The organism is Nocardioides albertanoniae (genome assembly GCF_006716315.1).
GTDB classification, from domain to species: Bacteria; Actinomycetota; Actinomycetes; order Propionibacteriales; family Nocardioidaceae; genus Nocardioides; species Nocardioides albertanoniae.
The window spans coordinates 3,901,639-3,922,004 of the sequence record NZ_VFOV01000001.1 but is presented as its reverse complement, the minus strand read 5'-3'; the positions used below and the strand labels follow the sequence as shown (position 1 = coordinate 3,922,004).

Annotated in this window: 21 protein-coding genes; 11 read left to right on the top strand and 10 right to left on the bottom strand. The window is 70.0% G+C overall.

Going from position 1 to position 20,366, the window contains the following annotated elements; translation table 11 throughout:
• Positions 1-6 precede the first annotated feature (6 nt).
• Positions 7-528 carry a mycothiol transferase gene (locus FB381_RS18885; RefSeq protein ID WP_141781702.1) on the top strand — a complete coding sequence of 174 codons (522 nt, stop codon included), beginning with the start codon at positions 7-9 and terminating at the stop codon, positions 526-528.
• On the opposite strand, the gene FB381_RS18880 is transcribed toward FB381_RS18885, so the two are convergent.
• Positions 529-1,182: an SDR family oxidoreductase gene (locus FB381_RS18880; protein ID WP_141781701.1), complete on the bottom strand. Its 654-nt coding sequence runs from the start codon at positions 1,180-1,182 to the stop codon at positions 529-531.
• Between the two features lie 143 nt (positions 1,183-1,325).
• Between FB381_RS18880 and FB381_RS18875 the strand changes: the two genes are divergently transcribed.
• The 3 genes from FB381_RS18875 to FB381_RS18865 are packed head-to-tail and all read left to right on the top strand — an operon-like array spanning position 1,326 to position 3,443.
• On the top strand, positions 1,326-1,733 hold the full coding sequence (locus tag FB381_RS18875; protein ID WP_141781700.1) for a DUF6069 family protein: 408 nt from the start codon (positions 1,326-1,328) through the stop codon (positions 1,731-1,733).
• 10 nt (positions 1,734-1,743) lie between these two features.
• A complete protein-coding gene (locus FB381_RS18870) occupies positions 1,744-2,838 on the top strand; it encodes a sensor histidine kinase (protein ID WP_170225232.1) in 1,095 nt (364 codons plus the stop codon).
• On the top strand, positions 2,835-3,443 hold the full coding sequence (locus FB381_RS18865; RefSeq protein ID WP_141781698.1) for a response regulator transcription factor: 609 nt from the start codon (positions 2,835-2,837) through the stop codon (positions 3,441-3,443). Before FB381_RS18870 ends, FB381_RS18865 begins: the two co-directional genes overlap by 4 nt.
• A 167-nt stretch (positions 3,444-3,610) precedes the next feature.
• On the opposite strand, the gene FB381_RS18860 is transcribed toward FB381_RS18865, so the two are convergent.
• Positions 3,611-4,057: a MarR family winged helix-turn-helix transcriptional regulator gene (locus tag FB381_RS18860; protein WP_141781697.1), complete on the bottom strand. Its 447-nt coding sequence runs from the start codon at positions 4,055-4,057 to the stop codon at positions 3,611-3,613.
• A gap of 149 nt (positions 4,058-4,206) precedes the next feature.
• Here FB381_RS18860 and FB381_RS18855 point away from each other — a divergent pair, with 149 nt between their 5' ends.
• From FB381_RS18855 to FB381_RS18845, 3 genes are all read left to right on the top strand, one after another.
• Positions 4,207-5,388: an MFS transporter gene (locus FB381_RS18855; RefSeq protein ID WP_342778427.1), complete on the top strand. Its 1,182-nt coding sequence runs from the start codon at positions 4,207-4,209 to the stop codon at positions 5,386-5,388.
• Positions 5,389-5,423: 35 nt separating this feature from the next.
• On the top strand, positions 5,424-6,245 hold the full coding sequence (locus FB381_RS18850) for an aldo/keto reductase (RefSeq protein WP_141781695.1): 822 nt from the start codon (positions 5,424-5,426) through the stop codon (positions 6,243-6,245).
• Between the two features lie 78 nt (positions 6,246-6,323).
• A complete protein-coding gene (locus FB381_RS18845; protein WP_141781694.1) occupies positions 6,324-6,710 on the top strand; it encodes a hypothetical protein in 387 nt (128 codons plus the stop codon).
• A gap of 57 nt (positions 6,711-6,767) precedes the next feature.
• On the opposite strand, the gene FB381_RS18840 is transcribed toward FB381_RS18845, so the two are convergent.
• Positions 6,768-7,241, bottom strand: coding sequence for a QsdR family transcriptional regulator (locus FB381_RS18840; protein ID WP_170225231.1), 474 nt, complete (start codon positions 7,239-7,241; stop codon positions 6,768-6,770).
• 359 nt (positions 7,242-7,600) lie between these two features.
• Between FB381_RS18840 and FB381_RS18835 the strand changes: the two genes are divergently transcribed.
• Complete coding sequence (locus FB381_RS18835; protein ID WP_211352493.1) at positions 7,601-8,671, top strand: esterase/lipase family protein; 1,071 nt, start codon at positions 7,601-7,603, stop codon at positions 8,669-8,671.
• A 147-nt stretch (positions 8,672-8,818) separates the two neighbouring features.
• Positions 8,819-9,307 carry an SRPBCC family protein gene (locus FB381_RS18830; protein WP_170225230.1) on the top strand — a complete coding sequence of 163 codons (489 nt, stop codon included), beginning with the start codon at positions 8,819-8,821 and terminating at the stop codon, positions 9,305-9,307.
• A 43-nt stretch (positions 9,308-9,350) separates the two neighbouring features.
• Here FB381_RS18830 and FB381_RS18825 read toward each other — a convergent pair whose 3' ends face one another.
• Both FB381_RS18825 and FB381_RS18820 read right to left on the bottom strand, forming a co-directional pair.
• A complete protein-coding gene (locus FB381_RS18825; RefSeq protein ID WP_141781692.1) occupies positions 9,351-9,728 on the bottom strand; it encodes a YdeI/OmpD-associated family protein in 378 nt (125 codons plus the stop codon).
• A 23-nt stretch (positions 9,729-9,751) separates the two neighbouring features.
• Positions 9,752-11,278, bottom strand: coding sequence for an alpha/beta hydrolase (locus tag FB381_RS18820; RefSeq protein WP_141781691.1), 1,527 nt, complete (start codon positions 11,276-11,278; stop codon positions 9,752-9,754).
• A 221-nt stretch (positions 11,279-11,499) separates the two neighbouring features.
• Between FB381_RS18820 and FB381_RS18815 the strand changes: the two genes are divergently transcribed.
• Positions 11,500-12,285, top strand: a complete 786-nt coding sequence (locus tag FB381_RS18815) for an HAD-IIA family hydrolase (protein WP_141781690.1) — start codon at positions 11,500-11,502, stop codon at positions 12,283-12,285.
• A 34-nt stretch (positions 12,286-12,319) separates the two neighbouring features.
• Here the strand turns inward: FB381_RS18815 and ppsA are convergent, their stop codons facing one another.
• The 5 genes from ppsA to FB381_RS18790 all read right to left on the bottom strand — a co-directional run bounded on the left by ppsA (position 12,320) and on the right by FB381_RS18790 (position 19,428).
• The gene (gene ppsA / locus FB381_RS18810; protein ID WP_141781689.1) at positions 12,320-14,701 is read right to left on the bottom strand and encodes a phosphoenolpyruvate synthase; all 2,382 of its coding nucleotides are present in this window, start codon (positions 14,699-14,701) and stop codon (positions 12,320-12,322) included.
• A gap of 80 nt (positions 14,702-14,781) precedes the next feature.
• The gene (locus tag FB381_RS18805; RefSeq protein ID WP_141781688.1) at positions 14,782-15,477 is read right to left on the bottom strand and encodes a LutC/YkgG family protein; all 696 of its coding nucleotides are present in this window, start codon (positions 15,475-15,477) and stop codon (positions 14,782-14,784) included.
• The gene (locus FB381_RS18800; protein ID WP_211352492.1) at positions 15,474-16,922 is read right to left on the bottom strand and encodes a LutB/LldF family L-lactate oxidation iron-sulfur protein; all 1,449 of its coding nucleotides are present in this window, start codon (positions 16,920-16,922) and stop codon (positions 15,474-15,476) included. The genes FB381_RS18805 and FB381_RS18800 overlap by 4 nt, the downstream gene beginning before the upstream one ends.
• Positions 16,919-17,728, bottom strand: a complete 810-nt coding sequence (locus FB381_RS18795) for a (Fe-S)-binding protein (RefSeq protein WP_141781687.1) — start codon at positions 17,726-17,728, stop codon at positions 16,919-16,921. Before FB381_RS18795 ends, FB381_RS18800 begins: the two co-directional genes overlap by 4 nt.
• Positions 17,725-19,428, bottom strand: a complete 1,704-nt coding sequence (locus FB381_RS18790; protein ID WP_141781686.1) for an L-lactate permease — start codon at positions 19,426-19,428, stop codon at positions 17,725-17,727. Before FB381_RS18790 ends, FB381_RS18795 begins: the two co-directional genes overlap by 4 nt.
• 119 nt (positions 19,429-19,547) lie before the next feature.
• On the opposite strand from FB381_RS18790, the gene FB381_RS18785 reads away from it, so the two are divergent.
• Entirely contained in the window at positions 19,548-20,324 is a 777-nt protein-coding gene (locus FB381_RS18785; RefSeq protein ID WP_141781685.1) for a FadR/GntR family transcriptional regulator, read from the top strand.
• The last annotated feature ends 42 nt before the right edge of the window (positions 20,325-20,366 follow it).

Here is a 20,366-nt window from a genome sequence, read left to right as displayed (position 1 = left end):
GAAGACATGACTGCAACCTGGCACCAGCGCCTGCTCACCGACGGCTTCGGCCGGATCGCTGCGACCCTTCCCGGCATCGTCGACGGGCTCTCGGTCGACGACCTGCTCTGGCAGCCCTACGACAGGGCGAACTCGATCGCCTGGACGCTGTGGCACATCGCCCGGATGGAAGACGCCCAGATCGCGCCGCTCGCCGGCACCGACGAGGTCTGGACCAGCGACGGATGGGTGGAGCGGTTCGACCTGCCCTACGAGCGCGCCGCGATGGGATACGGGCAGAGCACCGAGGAGGTCGCGGCCTTCCGGCTGGAGGACCCGACGCTGCTGACGGGCTACTACCAGGCCGTGCACGAGGCCACGACGAAGCTCGTCGACGGGCTGAGCGAGGACGACCTCGGCCGCATCGTCGACGAGCACTGGAACCCGCCGGTCAGCGGCGCCGTCCGTCTCGTCAGCATCGTCGACGACGCCGCCCAGCACATCGGCCAGGCGGCGTACGTCAAGGGGTTGCTGAAGCTTCGGCCCTGATCAGAGGGCGGCGGCGATCGCGTCGGTGACCGAGGCGTCGCCGGAGACGAGCTCCCACTGCTTGCCGATGGTGGCGTCGTCGTCGAGCAGGCCGACGATCACCGCGGCCACGTCGGCGCGGGTGATCTTGCCGCGTTCCAGCTTCGGGGCCAGGCGTACCTGCCCGGTCGCCGGGTCGTCGGTCAAGGTGCCGGGGCGCAGGATCGTCCAGTCGAGGTTGCTGGCGCGCACGGCGACGTCGGCGTCGCGCTTGGCCGCGACGTAGGCCTTCCACACCTCGGGAGCGTCGTCGGGGACGGGCTCGTCGACGCTGATGGCCGAGACCTGCACGAAGCGTCGGATGCCCGCCTTCTCAGCACCTTCGACGGACTTCGTCGAGCCCTCCAGGTCGACGGTGCGCTTGCGCTCGATGTTGCCGTCGGGGCCGCCGCCGGCGGCGAAGACCACCGCGTCGCAGCCTTCGAAGGCCGCCGCGAACTCGGTGGCGTCCTGGGACTCGATGTCGAGCAGCCCGACCTCGGCGCCGAGCGACTCGAGCTCGGCGCGGTAGTTCTCGCTGCGGACGAGCGCGACGGGGGTGTGGCCCGCGCGGACGAGGAGCGGATGGAGCTCAAGGGCGACCTTGCCGTGGCCGCCGACGATGGCGATGCGCATGTTTCCACCATAGGCACAGGCGCCTACAGCCTCCTGACAATTGTCACGCTCGGGTCCGGACAATCGGATCTGACGGCGGAGGTCCTCCTGGCGGGAGTCTTGAGCCATCGCCCACGAGGGGCGGTGGGGACGGAGGAGCTCAGATGACAACCGTGTTGAACGAGACCCGGGAACGCAGTCGGGTCGCCTGGCCGCGGGTCGCCGCGGTGGCGGCCGCCGCGGCCGCTGCGGCAGCGGTCACGTGGATGCTGTGGACCCAGGTCGGGGGAGTGGACCTCGAGGCGAAGACCGGCAGCGAGTCCCAGCAGATCGGGATCGGGGCGGTGATCGTCAGCACCCTGCTGATCGCGCTCGTCGGTGGGGCTCTGCTGCGGTGGTGGCAGGGGCACGCCGAGCGCGGCGCCAGGCGCTGGACGATGCTGGCCGTCGGGATCGCGGTGGTCTCGCTGATCACCCCGACGAGCGCGCTCACCGTCGCTGCCGGGCTGGGGTTGGCGAGCCTGCACGTCGTGGTCGCTGTTGTGGTCATCGCCGGTCTGCGGCGGCGGTAGGGTCATGACCGTGTCAGCCCTGAGGTGTCACCTGCGGCGCCACGGCGTGGTGCTGGTGTGGCTGCCGGTGCTGCTGCTCTTCCCGCTGCTGAGCCTCTCGGGCGGCGTCGTCGGTGGCGTAGCCCAGGTCGTGCTGGTGGTGGCCATCGCCGCGGTCGCGGTGCTCACCGTGCTGGCGAGCGGACTCTCCGGGCCGGCCGCGCGGCCACCGGCTCGGGTGGTCGCCTCGCTGGTCGGGCTCGTCGCGCTGATCGTGCTCGGTGCGCTGCAGGGCGAGGGGTGGCAGACGGTCTGGGGTGTGCTCGCCATCATCGCGCCGGTGGCGCTGCGCGGCTGGCGCCTGGTGCTGGCCGTCGCGACTGCCACTGCGGGCGCCGCGATCGCCATCGCGGCCATCGACGGGGTCGGCGACGCCTATCTGATCAGCGTCGGCGGCGTGCTGCTCAGCGCCGTGACGACCACATCGTTCCTGCGCCTCCTCGAGGTCATCGAACAGCTGCGCCGCACCCGCGAGGAGCTCGCCCGGGTGGCGGTCGCCGAGGAGCGTGCCCGGATGTCACGCGACTTGCACGATCTGCTCGGCCACACGCTGAGCGTGATGGTCGTCAAGGCCGAGGCCGTACGCCGCCTGGCGGCTCGTGACCCCGAGGCGGCGGCCGCACATGCCTCCGACATCGAGGACGTCGGCCGCGCCGCGCTCGCCGACATGCGGATCGCGGTGGACCAGATGAAGACGCTCTCGCTGGCCGAAGAGCTCGACGGAGCCCGTCGCGCGCTCGACGCTGCCGGGATCAGCACGTCCGTGAGCGCCGGCTCGGCCGATGTCTCCGACCTAGCCGGTCAGGCGCTGGCGTGGGTGGTGCGCGAAGGCGCCACCAACGTGCTGCGTCACTCCGGGGCGGCGAGCTGCCGGTTCGAGATCACCAAGGATGCCGGGGAGCTCCGGCTGACGGTGGTCGACGACGGGATCGGTGGTCCGGTAGGAAACGAGAGGTCCGGCGGGCTCGAGGGACTGCGGCAACGGCTGCGTGCGGTCGACGGGCGTCTCGACGTACGGCCCGGGTCTGACGGGTTCCGTCTCGAGGCAACGGTGCCGGCGTCGTGATCCGCATCCTGCTCGCCGAGGACCAGGCGATGATGCGTGGCGCGCTCGCCGTGCTGCTCGGGCTCGAGGACGACATCGAGGTGGTCGCGCAGGTCGGCACCGGCACCGAGATCGTGCCGACCGCGATCGAGGTGCAGCCCGACGTCGCGCTGCTCGACATCGAGCTGCCCGGGATGAGCGGGCTCGAGGCGGCCGCGGAGCTGGCCGAGCGAGTGCCGGGGTGTCGGGTGATGATCCTGACGACGTTCTCCCGGCCCGGATATGTCCGTGAGGCGATGGCCGCGGGTGCTGCCGGCTTCCTGGTCAAGGACGGACCCGTCGAGGAGCTTGCCGACGCGATCCGCCGGGTGCTCGCCGGCGAGACTGTCCTTGATCCTGACCTGGCCGCCGCGACGCTGCGTGCCGCCCCCAACCCGCTGACCTCGCGGGAACGGGACGTGCTCGCTGCCTCCGAGGACGGCTCGAGCATCGCCGACATCGCCGGCAGGCTCTTCCTCTCGCCGAGCACCGTGCGCAACTATCTCTCCGCCGCGATCGGCAAGACCGGCACCCGTAACAAGACCGAGGCCGCCCTCGCAGCTCGCCGCAACGGATGGCTGGCTTGATCGGGTGGCTTGATCGGCGGGGCTGGCCCGTCGCCCAAGTCGGCGAAAGAACGTTCGTTCGCTAGGTCCGGGCGGACGGGCGTCCGTTTTCTCGGCTCAAGTGAACGAATTGTCTTTCGGCAGCCAGCGAGACGAGTCAGGCGAGCTGCGATGGCGGCCCGGGCCGGTCAGGCCGGCGTCAATGATCCGAGCGCGTGCACGAGGGGTGCGAGCTCGGGGATCTCGGCCGCATCGTCGAGGGCGGAGTGCAGCACCTCGTCGTGCAGGGGCCGGGCCTTCTCGAGCAGGGCGCGGCCGGCCGGGGTGAGCTCGGTGTAGATCCCGCGCCGGTCGTCCGCGCAGAGGATGCGGGTGAGCAGGCCGCGGTTCTCCAGTCGCGTCACCAGTCGGGTCGTGGCCGACGAGGAGAGTGCGGCTGCACGGGCGAGCTGCTGCATGCGCATGTGCCAACCGTCCTGGCGGCTGAGCGCATCAAGCACGGTGAACTCGACGACCGACAGCTCGTGCTCGCGCTGCAGCGCCTTCTCGAGCGCGGCCTCGATCAGGCCGTGCACGGCCGCCAGCGTGCGCCACCCCTGCGTGCGGATCTCGACGGCGTCATCAGCGATTCCCATGGGTCCTCCTTCGTGGACGCTCCCAGCATACCCGAATTGCGCCGATAGTGCGCGTGTGCAACTATAAATACGAAGCGTGTGCAACTACTGCACGCGCGGACTATCGACAGACGCAATCCGTCACGAACATCTCGACCAAGGAGTCACCCATGCGCGTCGCACTGCTAGCCCTCGCGATAGGAGGGTTCGGCATCGGCCTCACCGAGTTCGTCATCATGGGCCTGCTGCCCGAGGTCTCCGCCGACTTCGCGGTCAGCGAGACCACCGCCGGCTACCTCATCTCCGGCTATGCCCTCAGCGTCGCGGTCGGCGCGATCGGCCTGACCCTGCTGCTCACCCGAGTGCCCCGCAAGCTCGCCCTGCTCGGCCTGATGGTGCTGTTCATCCTCGGCAACCTGATCTCCGCGATCTCGCCCGACTACGCCACGATGATGACCGGCCGGATCGTCGCCGCCCTGTGCCACGGCGCCTTCTTCGGCATCGGCTCCGTCGTCGCCGCCCAGCTCGTCGCCCCCGACCGCAAGGCGAGCGCGATCGCCTTCATGTTCGGCGGCCTCACCCTGGCCAACGTCCTCGGTGTGCCGCTCGGCACCCTGCTCGGTCAGGCCGCGGGCTGGCGCTCGACCTTCTGGGCGATCACCGCCATCGGCATCATCGCGTTCATCGGCATCGCCCTCCTCGTGCCGGAGCACACCGGCCGCAGCGAGGAGGCGGCCCCGTCCGTACGCATCGAGGTGGCGGCGTTCGCGAGCCCCCAGGTGTGGCTCTCGATCGCCATGACCGTGCTCGGCTACGGCGGCATGTTCGGCGGGTTCACCTATATCGCCTTCACGCTGACCGAGGTCAGCGGCTTCTCGGCCGGCGCGGTGCCGCTGCTGCTCGTGCTCTTCGGGGTCGGCCTCTTCTTCGGCAACATCTTCGGCGGCCGAGCCGCCGACCGTGACCTGGTCAAGACCCTCACCGTGCTCCTGGTCGCGCTGACCGCGGTCCTGGCCGCCTTCGCCCTCGTCGCCACCAGCCAGGTGCTGACCGTCGTCGCGCTCGTACTGATGGGCGCCGTCGGCTTCGGCACCGTGCCGGCCCTGCAGATGCGGGTGATGGGCTACGCCGATCGTGCGCCGACGCTGGCCTCCGGAGCCAACATCGCCGCCTTCAACCTCGGCAACGCGCTCGGCGCATGGATCGGCGGCGTCACCCTTGCCGCCGGCCTGGGCTACACCTCGCCCCTGTGGGCGGGCGCCGCGGTCACCGCCGTCGGCCTCGTCGTGCTCCTGGTCGCCGTCCGCGCGCCCGGCGGCGAGCGGCGTACGTCCGTTCCCGTCCCCGCCTGAACCTCGCTCCACCACATCAGAGAGAAGGAAGCATCATGACCATTCCCACCATCACCCTCAACAACGGCGTCGAGATGCCGCAGCTCGGGTTCGGCGTCTTCCAGGTGCCGGACGACGAGACCGAGGCGGCCGTGACGGCAGCCCTCGAGGCCGGCTACCGCAGCATCGACACCGCCGCGGTCTACGGCAACGAGGCCGGCGTCGCCCGCGCGCTGAAGAGCTCGGGCATCGCCCGCGAGGAGCTCTTCGTCACCACGAAGCTGTGGAACGCCGACCACGAGCGACCGGTCGAGGCGTACGAGAAGAGCCTCGAGCTGCTCGGCCTCGACCACGTCGACCTCTACCTGATCCACTGGCCGACGCCGGCCCGTGACCTGTACGTCGGCGCCTGGCAGGGCCTCGAGGAGCTGTACGCCGCGGGCCGGACCCGCGCGATCGGCGTCTCGAACTTCCTGCCCGAGCACCTGGACCGGATCGTCGGTCTCGGCGGCACGGTGCCGGCCGTCAACCAGATCGAGCTGCACCCCGCGCTGCAGCAGCGTGCCACCGTCGCCGCGAACGACGCGCTCGAGATCGCGACCGAGGCATGGAGCCCGCTCGCCCAGGGCGCGATGCTCCAGAACCCGGCCATCACCGCGATCGCCGATCGCCTCGGTCGCACCGCCGCCCAGGTGATCCTGCGCTGGCACCTCCAACAGGGCCGGATCGTCATCCCCAAGTCGGTGACCCCGTCGCGGATCGCGCAGAACCTCGACGTGTTCGGCTTCGACCTCACCGATGCCGACCTGGCCGCGATCGACGCCCTGGAGAGCGACGGCCGCACCGGCCCGGACCCGGCAACCTTCAACGCCGCCTGACGCCGAAGGCCACGGTGAGATCGCTCGGCGATCGGCCCGGCGACGACGCACGAACCGGTCCGGGGCATGCTAGGCCCTATGCGACTTACCGAGCATGAGCTCACCGTGGCCCTGACGGGGGCGGCGAAGACGGTGCTTGCCTCCAGCAGGAGAGGGCGCAAGCGCGGCGCTGACATCGACCAGACCTGGGACGAGATGGACCGCTTCAAGCGGTTCAAGCTCCTGGACGGCATCGGCACCCAGATCTTCCCCGTGCTCACCGACCTGCCGGACACCGATGTGCCGGTCGGCGGGCGGCCGAGCTTCTCCGAGGAGGAGATCAAGGCGTCCGTCGAGCGGCAGCTCGACGACGACATCGGCCGCCTGCGCCGCGCTGTCGTGGTCAAGACCCGCGTCACGCTGGTCCAGGCCGCCCTCTCCCACGTGCCTCCGCGGGTCGAGGGCGACCTTCGGCAGGACGGCTGATCAGCGACTGACCTGGGGCCGCATCACCAGGAGGAGCGACAGGCTCGGCGCGCCGGGTCAGTCGCGCAGCAGCGCCGCGACCGCTTGGCCGACCTTGGCAGGATCCGCCTGCTCCCCGGTGATGATGTCGGTGTAGAGGAACGTCTCCACCACGCGCACCAGAAGGTAGGCCAGGTCGGGAGCCTCCATGGGGAGCTTGGCAGGGTCCAGGTGATCGTCGAGCAGCTCCTGCATCGCAGTCGTCATCCGGCCCTGGAGCGAACCTGCGCGAGTGGTCAGCACCCGCAGGGCACGCTCGGGCTCGCGGCGTAGGAAGACGCTGAAGTAGTCCGTCGAGAGCAGCGTCTCGCTGAAGCTCTCCAGCGCGCCGGCCAGCTTCGCCCCGCCAGTGCCCGGCGCCGCACGCACCGCATCGCGCAACGTCGGCTCCGCCAGCGACCACAGCACCTCGGTCAGCAGCTCGTCGCGACCGCCTACCCAGCGAAACAGGGTCGCCCGGCTCACGCCGATCTCGTCGGCCAGATCACGCATCTCGATGCGACGGCCTTCCTGGAACCAACGTCGGGCGACCTTGAACGCGGTCAGCGGTTCGGGCCGTGCCTTCGGGCCGGCCAGCTGCCGCGCCAGTGGTGTCTTGCTGATGGGCCCTCCTCCGGGCGACGTCCGCAGCGGTGTGTCCTGTTGCGATGGTGCATCAGAGTAGCAAGGCGGCTTGCAACAGAGCCCTTTGGCGAAGCGACACAGGCACAAACGAGACGATGAGACATAAATAGAAAGTGTTGCATGACTGAGTTCTATGAGGTAAACAGAGCAGTCATGCGAGTGATGTCACATTCGCACCGCCGTCGGCGACGTGGCGAAATGCCCTCGCCCAACGAAGGAGGACTCTGGTGAGTAGGAACAGACGACTGTCGCCGGCCATGTCGATCGCGTCGATCGTGTCGGTCCTGGCCATGATGGTGAGCGCGTCCGTGATGGCGAGCGGTCCGGCCGCGGCGACCGACCGGTCCGCGTCGAGCGAGAAGCAGGAGTTCGCTCCGATCGACCGGCCCGGGCCGGCGCTCTCGGTGCCGGAGGCGACCCTGGCCAAGAGCCTGGTCTGCTCCGCGAACGTGGAGCGGTCCCAGCGCGGTGTCGTGCTCTTCGTGCACGGCACGACGATGACGCCGGAGGAGAACTTCGGGTGGAACTGGCTGCGCGCCATGGCGCAGCAGGACCGGCCCTACTGCACGGTGGCGATGCCCAACCGGGCGATGTCCGACGCGCAGGTCTCGGCCGAGTACGTCGTCAGCGCCGTACGCCACATCCACCGGACGAGCGGTCACAAGGTCGACATCCTCGGCCACAGCCAGGGCGGCCTGGTGCCCCGGTTCGCCCTCCGGTTCTGGCCGGACATCCGCGCCCTGGTCGACGACTACGTCGGCTTCGGTGCCACCAACCACGGCTCCTACATGATCCACGCGCTGTGCCCGCCCGCGGTAGGGTGCTCGCCGTCGCTGTGGCAGCAGACGGCAGGCTCCGACTTCACCCGGGCGACCAACTCAGGGCAGGAGACCTTCGCGGGCATCTCCTACACGAACATCTACACCCGCACCGACGAGTTCGTACGTCCCGCGCTCGACGACTCGGGCACCAGCTCGTTGCACACCGGAGACGGCCGCATCACCAACGTCGCGATCCAGGACGTGTGCCCGCTCGATGTCGCCTCCGAGCACATCGCCGTCGGCTCCTACGACCCGACCGCCTACGCGCTGGCCATCGATGCGCTGGACCATGACGGTCCGGCAGACCCTGACCGGATCGCCGGTTCGGTCTGCACCCAGCTGCTGATGCCCGGGGTCGAGACGCTGCAGTTCGCCACCGAGTACGTGAACTCGATGACGGCCATCGCCAAGGAGCTCGTGCTGCACGACCGCACTCCCCGCGAGCCCGACCTGGCCCCGTACGTCTTCGCCGGGTGAGCTCGGGAGGACCGCTGTCGGCGCCCTCGAGGATGATCGATGGGCGCCACAGGCGCGTCGAGCGCTTCGCCGTGCCGCGAGGTTCCTACGCTCGTGCATCGACGACGATGTCGCTGTCCCTTCCTCGAGCTCGAAAAGGCTGACCCGATGACCTGGCACCCGCTCCGATCCGCTGACGACGACTTCTTCCGGACCGCCCCGGCCCGCACCTCGAAGGTGCTCGAGACCGATGTGTCGGCCGAGACGCTGTGGGCGGCGTTGTCGGCCGACGACGCCGTGGTCTCGTGGGGTCCCGGCGTGACGAAGACCCGCTGGGTCGGGCCGCGGCCCTACGGCGTCGGCACCGTGCGGGAGGTCACCGTCGGCGGCGTGGCCACCGTGCGCGAGAAGTTCTACCGGTGGGACGAGAACGAGCGGATGACCTTCGCGGTCGTCGAGTCGAGCCGCCCCGGCATCCGCCGCTTCGCGGAGGACTACGTCGTGGAGCCGACGCCGACCGGGTCGCGGCTGACCTGGACCGTCGCCGTCGAGGTCGCGAAGGGCGCCGGCCCCACGGCACCCCTCGTCCGCGGCCTGCTCTCGCTGGCGGTCGGCTCGATGGTCGGTGGGCTGGGCAAGAAGCTCGAGCGCGGCTGAGCGTCGCGCGACTGCCCGGCTGACCCGGTCATCACGGGACGACTCAGGCCCAGGGGTTGTCCCAGCGGCCGTCGGCCTGGGCAGCGCGCACCTCGGCCAGGCCGCCGGCACGCATGCGGCCCTCGGCGCTGAGCCGATCGACCTTGGCGATGTTGACCCGCGACCACTTCGAACGCGGGCGTCGGCGGGTGTAGCGCTGCAGGTAGGTCTCGTCATCGCCTCGGCGGCGTACGGCGGAGACCCAGCCGAAGCAGAGGCCGACGTCGACCAGCTCGTCCGACGACAAGGAGGCCGGGGCGATGCCCTTGCGAGTCAGCCGCAGCCACACGGCACGCGTCTCGGCTGCGGCTGACTCGAAGTAGGCCTCGACCTCGGTCACGGAGGGCCGGTCCAGCACCGGCTCGCCGTCGATGGTCTCCATCCGGCCAATCTAGCGGGCCCGGCTCACTGCGGTGCGGCGTCGGCCGAGCAGTGGTAGTCGCGCGCCGGCCGCTCGCCCGTGGTCAGGTACGTCGTCACCGCATGGTTCGCGCAGCGGTTCTTGCCGGCCGGGTAGACACCGTGGCCGCTCTGGTCGGCGGTCACCATGGTGGCCCGCTTGCCCAGCGCCTTCCGCATGTCCCGCGCGCCGGCGAGCGGCGTCGCCGGGTCGCGGAGGTTCTGCACCATCAGCACGTTGGACGGCCCTCGATCGGTGATCTGGACCTGCGGCTCGGCAGGCTCTGGCCAGTAGGCGCAAGGCGTGATGTTGGCGCCGGCCGCGCCGAACAGGGGATAACGGACCCGGTCGACGGCGACGTTGCGCTGGTAGGTCGCGACCGACTTCGGCCACTGCGCGTTGTTGCAGACCTGGTAGTAGCGGCCGGAGATGAGGTTGTCGACATCGCCCACGGCATCGCCTCCGGGCAGCGGTGGCGGCGGCTGGTTCGCGTCGACCGCCTTCCAGGTCTCGGCCAGCAGCGGCAGCTGGGTCGGGCCGTAGAGCAGAGCGAAGTTCATCAGCCGGAACGAGACCTGGTCGAAGGGGCCGTCCGGCGTCTGGATCGGCTTCTTCTCCAGCTGTTCGGCGAGGTCGAAGTATTTCGCTCGCACCTGCTTCGGGCTCTTGCCCAGGCCGTATTCGCGGTGGTTCGCCGCGGCGTACGTGGCGAAGGTCGGGAAGGTCTCCTCGACGCCCTGCGACCACAGCCGGTCGCTCGCGTAGTCCCAGCCGCCCGGACCCATGTTGCTGTCGAGCACGATCCGGTCGCTGCGCTGCGGGAACAGGGTCGTGTAGACCGCGCCCAGGTGGGTGCCCCAGGAGGCGCCGGCGTACGACAGCTTCGACTCGCCCAGCGTGGCACGGATCCGGTCCATGTCACGTGCGGTGTTGGCCGGGCTGATGTGCGGCAGCATCGCGGCGGTCTTGGAGGTCGCGCACTGCTCGGCGATCTGCTTGCTCACGGCCGCGTGCTCGGCCACGTCGGCGGCGTCGCGTGCGTGCGGCGGGATGTTGCCGGTCACCTGCTGCTCCGCGGTGAGGTCGCACGTCACCGGGGTGCTGCGGCCGATGCCACGCGGGTCGAAACCGATCACGTCGTAGCTGTCCTGGACGCTCTGCGGGAGCCCCAGCGCCACGAGCATCGCCGGATAGTTCTCGCCGGCCGAGGGGCCACCGGGGTTGGTCACCAGGATGCCGCGCCGCTTGTCGGGGTTCTTGCTCGGCAGCCGTGAGACCGCGATGTCGATGGTGCGGCCGTCGGGTCTGCTGTAGTCCAGCGGCACCTTCAACGTGCCGCACTGCATCCGCTCCGGGATCGGCACGGGCGAGATCTCGGCGGGGCACTTCTCCCACGTGATCTTGTCCAGCGGCTGGTTCTGGTGCGGGGTCTGCTTCTGGGGTGTGGCCGGAGCGGCCATCGAGGCCGCTGGGACCAGTGCGGCCGCCAGTGAGACCACGACGACGGTCAGCGGAACTACGGTGCGTTTCATCTCTTCCTCCGAGGACGATGCTGGGACGGTGTCAGTCTTCGCTGGTCAGCGGGTCGGAGCATCGGGCCGAAGAATGCTCCCGGCGGGCCGAAAGCACTATTGACTGGAGGGGAAAGTAGTGGTGGCGTCGATCACAGTGCTGCCGAGGTCGGGTGCCATGAGCCGTCTTGAGTCAGCGGAAGACGGTTGGCGGCGGGGCCGCGATCGGCAAGGATGAGCCCATGATCGACGAGCGCCCCATCAACACCTGGCTGACCGACATGGATGGCGTCCTGGTGCGCGAGGAGGAACCGATCCCGGGCGCCGCCGAGTTCCTGGCCAAGCTTGCCGAGGCCGACGTGCCGTTCCTGGTGCTGACCAACAACTCGATCTACACCCCGCGTGACCTCCGGGTGCGGCTGCTGCGGTCGGGTCTCGACGTGCCCGAGAAGTCGATCTGGACCTCGGCGCTGGCCACCGCTCAGTTCCTCGCCGACCAGCGCCCGGACGGTTCGGCGTACGTCGTGGGTGAGGCCGGTCTGACCACGGCCCTGCACGAGGTCGGCTACGTGATGACCGAGAACGACCCCGACTACGTGGTGCTCGGCGAGACCCGCACCTACTCGTTCGAGGCGATCACCCGGGCGATCCGGCTGATCGAGGGCGGCGCCCGATTCATCGCGACCAACCCCGACCCGAGCGGGCCGAGCCCGCAGGGCACGCTTCCGGCGACCGGGTCGGTGGCCGCGCTGATCAGCGCGGCCACCAAGCGCGAGCCCTACTACGTCGGCAAGCCGAACCCGCTGATGATGCGCAGCGCCCTCAACCAGCTCGAGGCCCACTCCGAGACCACGGTGATGATCGGCGACCGGATGGACACCGACATCATCAGCGGCCTCGAAGCCGGCATGCGCACCATCCTCGTCGAGACCGGTTCCACCCGTCCTGGGCAGATCGAGACCTTCCCCTTCCGGCCGACCAGCGTGGTCAGCTCGATCGCCGACGTGCTGCCGCTGCTCGAGATCTGACTCCGGCGCCCGAGCGCGTCGCCGGAGCGCTTCCTCAGCCGATCGTCACTCTTGAGAGCGCCTGCCAGGTGTCGACAACGGTGTCGGGGTTGAGCGACATCGACTCGATGCCCTGCTTCAGCAGCCACTCGGCCAGGTCAGGATGGTCGCTGGGGCCCTGGCCGCAGATGCCGACGTACTTCTCCGCCTCGTGGCAGGCCTTGATGGCGCGGTCGAGCATGAAGAGCACCGCCGGGTCGCGCTCGTCGAAGGAGCCGGCGACCAGCGAGGAGTCGCGGTCCAGGCCCAGCGTCAGCTGGGTCATGTCGTTGGAACCGATCGAGAAGCCGTCGAAGTGCTCGAGGAACTGCTCGGCCAGGATCGCGTTGGACGGGACCTCGCACATCATCACGATCTGCAGGCCGTTCTCGCCGCGCACCAGCCCGTGGTCGGCGAGCTGGGTGATCACGCCCTCGGCCTCGGCGGGCGTGCGGACGAACGGGATCATGATACGTACGTTGGTCAGACCCATCTCGTCGCGGACGTACTTCAGCGCCTCGGCCTCCATGGCGAAGCAGTCGGCGAAGTCGGGGGATCGATAGCGCGAGGCGCCGCGGTAGCCGAGCATCGGGTTCTCCTCGTGTGGCTCGTAGAGCTCACCGCCGACGAGGTTCGCGTACTCGTTGGACTTGAAGTCGCTCATCCGCACGATCACCGGCTCCGGCGCGAACGCCGCGGCCAGGGTCGAGACGCCCTCGGCGACCCGCCGTACGAAGAAGCCGCGCGGGCTCGGGTAGGCCTTGGTCGCCTCCGCGACCTGCGAGCGCAGCGGTTCGGCCAGCGAGTCGTGGCCGAGCAGAGCCTTCGGGTGGATGCCGATCTGGCGATTGATGATGAACTCGAGGCGGGCCAGGCCGACACCGGCGTTGGGCAGCTGGGCGAAGGAGAACGCCTGCTCCGGGGTGCCGAGGTTCATCATGATCTTCGTCGGGATCTCGGGCATCGCGGACAGCTCGGTCTCCTCGACGGTGAAGGCGAGCCTGCCGTCGTAGACCAGGCCGGTGTCGCCCTCGGCGCACGACACCGTGACCTCGCGACCGTCGGTGAGCGCGGCGATACGGTCGCCAGTGCCGACCACGGCGGGGATCCCGAGCTCGCGCGCGATGATGGCCGCATGGCAGGTCCGGCCGCCACGGCCGGTGACGATCGCTGCGGCGCGCTTCATGATCGGCTCCCAGTCGGGGTCCGTCATGTCGGCGACGAGCACCTCGCCCGCGTGGAACTCGTGCATCTGGTCGATCGAGGTCATCACGCGTACGGCGCCGGAGCTGATCTTCTGGCCGATCGACCGCCCTTCCAGGATGACCGTGCCGTCGTTGTCGTCCATCCGGAACCGGCGCTGGACACCGGCGACAGCGCGCGACATCACGGTCTCGGGGCGGGCCTGGAGGATGTAGAGCTCGCCGTCGATGCCGTCCTTGCCCCACTCGATGTCCATCGGGCGCCCGTAGTGGTCCTCGATGACCAGCGCGTTTCGAGCGAGGGTCTCGACCTCGGCGTCGGTCAGGCTGAGCATGCCCCGCTCGGCCGGGTCGGTGTCGACGAACTCGGTGGTGCGCCCGATCGCGGGGTCGTCGGTGTAGACCATCTTGGTCGCCTTCGAGCCGACGCCCCGCTTGAGCACCGCCGGACGGTCGGCGCGGAGCGAGGGCTTGTAGACGTAGAACTCGTCGGGGTTCACCGCGCCCTGCACGACGGCCTCGCCCAGGCCGTAGGACGAGGTGACGAACACGGCGTCGTCGAACCCCGACTCGGTGTCGATGGTGAACATGACGCCGGACGCTCCGACGTCGGAGCGCACCATCTGCTGCACTCCGGCCGAGAGGGCGACCGCGTCGTGGTCGAAGTCGTGGTGCACCCGGTAGGCGATCGCCCGGTCGTTGTAGAGGGAGGCGAAGACCTCGCGGATCGCCTGGAGCACGCCGTCGACACCGACGATGTTGAGGAAGGTCTCCTGCTGTCCCGCGAAGGACGCATCGGGAAGGTCCTCGGCGGTCGCGCTGGAGCGTACGGCGAAGGAGACGTCGTCGCGGCCGCCGGCCAGCGTCTCGTACGCAGCCCGGATGTCGGCCTCGACGTCGGTGGGGAAGGGACGGCTGGCGACGGCCTCTCGCAGGTCCCGGCCGACCCGGGCGAGCTCCTGGGTGTCGTCGGTGTCGAGGTTCTTCAGGGCGAGGGAGATCTCCTCGGCCAGGCCGGTGTCGCCGATGAAGCGCCGGAACGCGTCGGCGGTGGTGGCGAAGCCGTCCGGGACGTTGACGCCCAACGAGCCCAGGTTGCTCACCATCTCGCCCAGCGAGGAGTTCTTGCCGCCGACCTGCTCGAGGTCGCCGAGCCCCAGCTCGGCGAACGGGCGGACGTTAGGGGTGGTGCTCATGGGTGGTTCCTCGGGGTGGTCGGGTGCCGATGGTCGGGGCGGCGGGGTCAGGCGGTAGAAGGCCTCCGCGGCGGCGTCGGTCATGCCGGGGTGGCACGGGCTGAGTCGGGGGCTGTGTCGGGTGCTGTGTCGTGTACGAGCAGGTCGCGCACGAGCAGGACGTGCAGGTTGCGGGGGCCGTGCACCCCTTCGACCCGTTCGAGCTCGATGTCGCTGGTGGCCGAGGGACCACTGATCCAGGTGAGCGGACGGCCTGCTTCGACGGCGGCACGCAGCGGCGCGACCGACTCCGGTACGTCGCCGACCAGCTGGGACTCGAGCACGATGCAGACGTGCAGGTCGGGCACCAGAGAAAGGGCACGGCGGCCCTGGTCGGGTCCGTGGTCGAGGACGACGGTGCCGGTGACGGCGATCCCGACGGCGGCAGCGGTGACCACCGCGTCGAAGCGGTCCAGGTCGTCGGCGGAGAGCGCCCCGTCGTCGGTGACGACCTGGGTGCGGGTGAGCTCGGTGAACCCGTCCAGCCACTCGGCCGGCATAGCGGGCGGCACGACCACGCGGGCGGCGCCGTCGAGCGCCGCGACCACGGCGTCGGCGAGGCCCTCCGGGTCGACCCGCTCGACGACGGCGCGGTAGTCCTCGACGCGCTCGACGAAGGTATCGGCGATGTCGGGAAGCGGGGTGACGGCGCCGTAGGTGTAGTCGGGCGGGGGTCGCCGATCGGCGCCGGCCAGAGCCGCACCGATCCGCCCCAGCATCTCGTCGCGGGTGCTCATGACTGGCCTCCCTTCTCGCGCTTCCACCAGGATCTGAACGTCTCGGTCGGTGGCGTGGGCGAGTCGCGGGCATCGCTCCAGGCGGACAGCGGCCCCGGCAGACGCCCGATCGTGTCCTTCTTCTTCATCGCCCGCCCGCCGAGCTCGGTGCCCTTCTGGGCCATCTCCCAGCGGCGATGGTCGGAGAACATCCAGGCCGCGCCCTTCATGGCGATCTGCTCGCCGGACGGCATCCCGCCGCGCTGCTCGTCGACCACCCGGGTGCGGAGATGGACGAGCAGCTCGGGGATCTCGATGCCCACCGGGCAGACGTCGCCGCACGCGCCGCACAGCGACGATGCGTACGGCAGGGACTGGTCGACCTCGCTGGTGGTGCCGCGCAGCTGCGGATTGAGGATGGCGCCGATGGGGCCCGGGTAGACGGAGCCGTACGCATGGCCGCCGACGCGCTCGTAGACGGGACAGACGTTGAGGCAGGCCGAGCAACGGATGCAGCGCAACGCCTGGCGGCCGACGCTGTCGGCGAGCGCGTCGGTGCGTCCGTTGTCGAGCAGCACCACGTGCACCTGCTGCGGGCCGTCGCCGGGCGTGATGCCGGTCCAGGTGGAGGTGTAGGGGTTCATCCGCTCGCCGGTCGAGCTGCGCGGCAGCAGCTGCATGAACACCTCGAGGTCCTCGAGCCTCGGCAGCACCTTCTCGATGCCGACCACGCTGATCAGGGTCTCGGGCAGGGTCAGGCACATCCGGCCGTTGCCCTCCGACTCGACGACGACCAGGGTGCCGGTCTCGGCGACCGCGAAGTTCGCCCCGGAGACGGCGACCTTGGCGCGCAGGAACTTCTCGCGCAGGTGCACGCGCGCCGCCTCGGCCAGGTCGCGCGGGTCGGCGGAGAGGTCGCCCGGGGGTGGGGTGCCGACCTGGCCCATCTCGCTCAGGAAGATCTCGCGGATCTCGGCCCGGTTGCGGTGGATCGCCGGCACCAGGATGTGGCTGGGCTTGTCATGGCCGAGCTGGACGATCAGCTCGGCCAGATCGGTCTCCCAGGCGGCGATGCCGGTCTCCTCGAGCGCCTCGTTGAGGCCGATCTCCTGGGTCGCCATCGACTTGACCTTGACCACCTCGTCGGTGCCGGTCTCCTGCACGAGCGAGGTGATGATGCGGTTGGCCTCGTCCGCGTCGCTGGCCCAGTGCACGGTCGCACCGGCCCGGGTGAGCGACTCCTCCAGCTGCACCAGGTAGGTGTCGAGGTGGGACAGGACGTTGTCCTTGATGGCCGCGCCGGCCTGCCGCAGCTCCTCCCAGTCGTCGAGCTCCTCGACGACCCGGGCCCGCTTGTCCCGGATGGTGTGGGTCGCGTGCTGCAGGTTTCGCCGCTGCTGGGAGTTGGCCAGCGCCTCGGGGGCAGCGGCCTGGAACTTCGGCATCCCCAGGAACGTGCCGCTCATGCCGTCACCTCCGTGTCGGTCGGGGCTCTCAGGTCGTTCTCGGCCGCGAAGTCTCGTTCGGTGGAGGCGAGCACCTCGGCCAGGTGCATGACTCGTACGCCGGCTCGCTGCCGGTTCAGCAGACCACCGATGTGGGCGAGGCAGCTGTTGTCGCCCGCAACCAGAACCTCGGCCTGCGTCTCGCGCACGTGGTGCGCCTTGTCGGCTCCCATCGCGACCGAGGTGTCCGCGTTCTTCATCGCGAACGTGCCACCGAAGCCGCAGCACTCCTCGGCCGCGGGGAGGTCGACGAGGTCGATGCCGCGTACGTTCTGCAGCAGCTGGAGCGGCTTGTCGGCCACCCGCAGCATGCGCATCGAGTGGCAGGTCGGGTGGTAGGTGACGCGGTGCGGGAAGGTCGCGCCGACGTCGGTCACGCCCAGCACGTCGACGAGCAGCTCGCTCAGCTCGTAGACGTTGGCAGCGGTCGTGGTCGCACGGTCGGCGAGGTCGGTTCGGCCGCATCCGCGGGCGACCCCGGCGTGCTGGTGGCGCACGCTGCCCACGCAGGATCCGGACGGAGCGACGACCGCGTCGTAGTCGTCGAAGACATCGGCGAACCGTTCCACCAGGGGCAGCGCCTCGCGGGCGTATCCGGTGTTGGTGAACATCTGTCCGCAGCAGGTCTGCTGCAGCGGGAACTCGACGGTGACCCCGAGCCGCTCCAGGACCGTGACGACGGCCTTGGGGGTCTCGGGCCACATGGCGTCGTTGAAGCAGGTGGCGAAGAGCGCGACGCGCAGGCCGTGACCGGGCAGCGAGATCATCGGCTCACCATCCAGCTGAGCACGGTGGACTGCAGGCCGACGAGCAGGCACACGAGGAACAGCAGCCCCAGGCTCCAGCCGACGAGCCGACGGAAGATGTCGGACTCGCGACCGGCCAGGCCGACCGCCGCCGCGGCGATCGTGAGGTTCTGCGGGCTGATCATCTTGCCCACCACGCCGCCGGAGGTGTTGGCCGCGACCATCAGGTGCGGGTCGAGCCCGGCCTGCTCGGCCGCGCTCTGCTGGAGCGTCGCGAAGAGCGCGTTCGCGCTGGTGTCGGAGCCGGTCACCGCAGTCCCGAGCCAGCCCAGGATGGGGGAGAGGAAGGCGAAGGCCGCGCCGGTGCCGGCGATCCAGTGACCCATGGTCTGGGTCTGGCCCGACAGGTTCATGACGTACGCCAGGGCGAGGACGGACGCGACGGTGAGGAACGCGAAGCGCAGGGTGATGACGGTGGTGACGAGCTCGCCGAGGATGCGTCGCGCCTTCACGCCCTGCACCAGTCCGACGACGATCGCGCAGAGGAGCAGCAGGGTGCCGGGGGAGGAGAGCCACTGCCAGGTGTAGACCGTGGAGGCGGAGTCGACGGCGCCGTGCAGGCCCGGCCACTCGATCTTGCGGTCGGTGGCGGCCAGGAAGTCGGTCACCGGCGGCACCAGCTTGGCGATGCAGAAGACGGCGATCACGAGCAGGTAGGGGAACAGCGCCATGGTGATGCGGCCGGGCGTGAGCAGCGCGGCGCGCTCGGCGACCTGGGCGAGCTCCTTCTTCGTGTCGAGGACCACGCCTCCGCTCCCGCCGGTGCGGGTGCCAGTGCCGGAGTCGGTGCCGGAGTCGGTGCCGGAGTCGGGCGAACCCAGCAGCCGTTCGGCGGCCTCGGCCGAACCCTTCGGCTTCCACACGCGGAGCATGAGCACGGCGGCGGCCAGTCCGGAGAGCGAGGCGACGACGTCGGTGAGCTCGACGGAGACGAGGTTGGAGCTGACGAACTGGGCCAGGCCGAAGACGGCGCCGACGGTCAGAGCCAACGGCCAGACCTCGCGTACGCCACGGCGACCGTCGGCCACGAAGACCAGGATCAGCGGCACGAACAGGGCCAGGAACGGGGTCTGCCGGCCGACGACGGCACCGATCTCCTCGTAGGGGATGCCGGTCAGGGTGCCGGCGGTGATGATCGGGATGGCCATCGCGCCGAAGGCGACCGGCGCCGTGTTGGCCAGCAGCACGACCATCGCGGCGCGCAGCGCGGGGAAGCCGACCGCGACGAGCATGACCCCGGAGATGGCCGCCGGTGCGCCGAACCCAGCGAGCGCCTCGAGCAGACCACCGAAGCAGAAGGCGATGATGATCGCCTGGATCCGGGTGTCCTCGGAGATGAGGTGGAAGGTCGCCCGCAGATCCTCGAACTTCCCGCTCACCACGGTGAGCTGGTGCAGGAACAGCGCGCCGAGCACGATCCACATGATCGGGAAGAGCCCGAACACGCCACCTTCGGAGGCCGAGAGCAGCGCCAGGTGAGCGGGCATGTCGTACTCGAAGATCGCGACGGCCAGCGCGACGGCCACCGCCGCGAGAGCCGAGACGTGCGCCTTCCAGCGCAGCACGCCGAGCGTGATGAAGATCGTCAGGAGCGGGAGTGCCGCCACCAGAGACGACCACGCCAGGCTGTCAGCGATCGGCGCGAGATCGGGTGAGTACATCGGGACCTCCAGGGGTCTGCCACGTGTAGGCTAATCTGGCCCGACCATGCTGTGGTCTGACCATAGGTGTGGACTGTATAGTGACGGCTGTCACCTCGTCAAGAGATTGGAAGAGCCGCATGGCCGAGCAAGGCGCGACCGACACGGAACCGATCGCGGGCGGCGCGGAGGCGCCCTGGCGCCCGGTCACGCGCAGCCGCTCCCACGAGCTGGTCCTCGACCAGATCGAGGAGCAGATCCTGGCGGGGACGCTCCGCGTCGGTGACAGGCTGCCCGGCGAGCGCGATCTCGCCAGCCACCTCCAGGTCAGCAGGTCGGCCGTACGCGAGGCCATCCGCGGCCTCGAGGCGCAGGGAGTCGTGCGCTCCTCGGTCGGGTCCGGCAAGGACGCCGGCACCGTGGTCTCGGCGCTGCCGAGCGCTGCGCTGACCCGGCTGCTCCGCCTGCACGTGGCGCTGGCCAACTTCCCGATGCTCGACGTGATCGCCGCCCGCGTGATGCTGGAGCGCTCCAGCGCGACCCTCGCGGCCGAGAACGCAGGGGCCGACGAGCTGGAGCCGATCCGCGAGGCGCTGGAGGGGATGGACGAGCCGGGCGTGGGCCGGGAGCGGTTCAACGATCTCGACACGGCGTTCCACGTCGCGATCGCGGAGGCGAGCGGCAACCGGTTGGTCGCGGACATGACCATCGCGCTGCGTGACTCGATGCGTCGACCCATCCTGCGTGCCCTCGAAGTGATGGGCTCCGAGTGGGAGACGGTCGCGGAGCAGCTCCGGGCCGATCACCACGCCATCTTCGAGGCGATCGAGTCGGGCGACGGTGCGCTCGCGGCCGACCGGGTCGACCAGCACATCCGCTCGGCCCATGCCGCGCTTCCCTTCGACGCTCCCGACTGACCGCCGGGCCGCTCGGGCTGGGCGGGAATAGCCCAGCGTCGT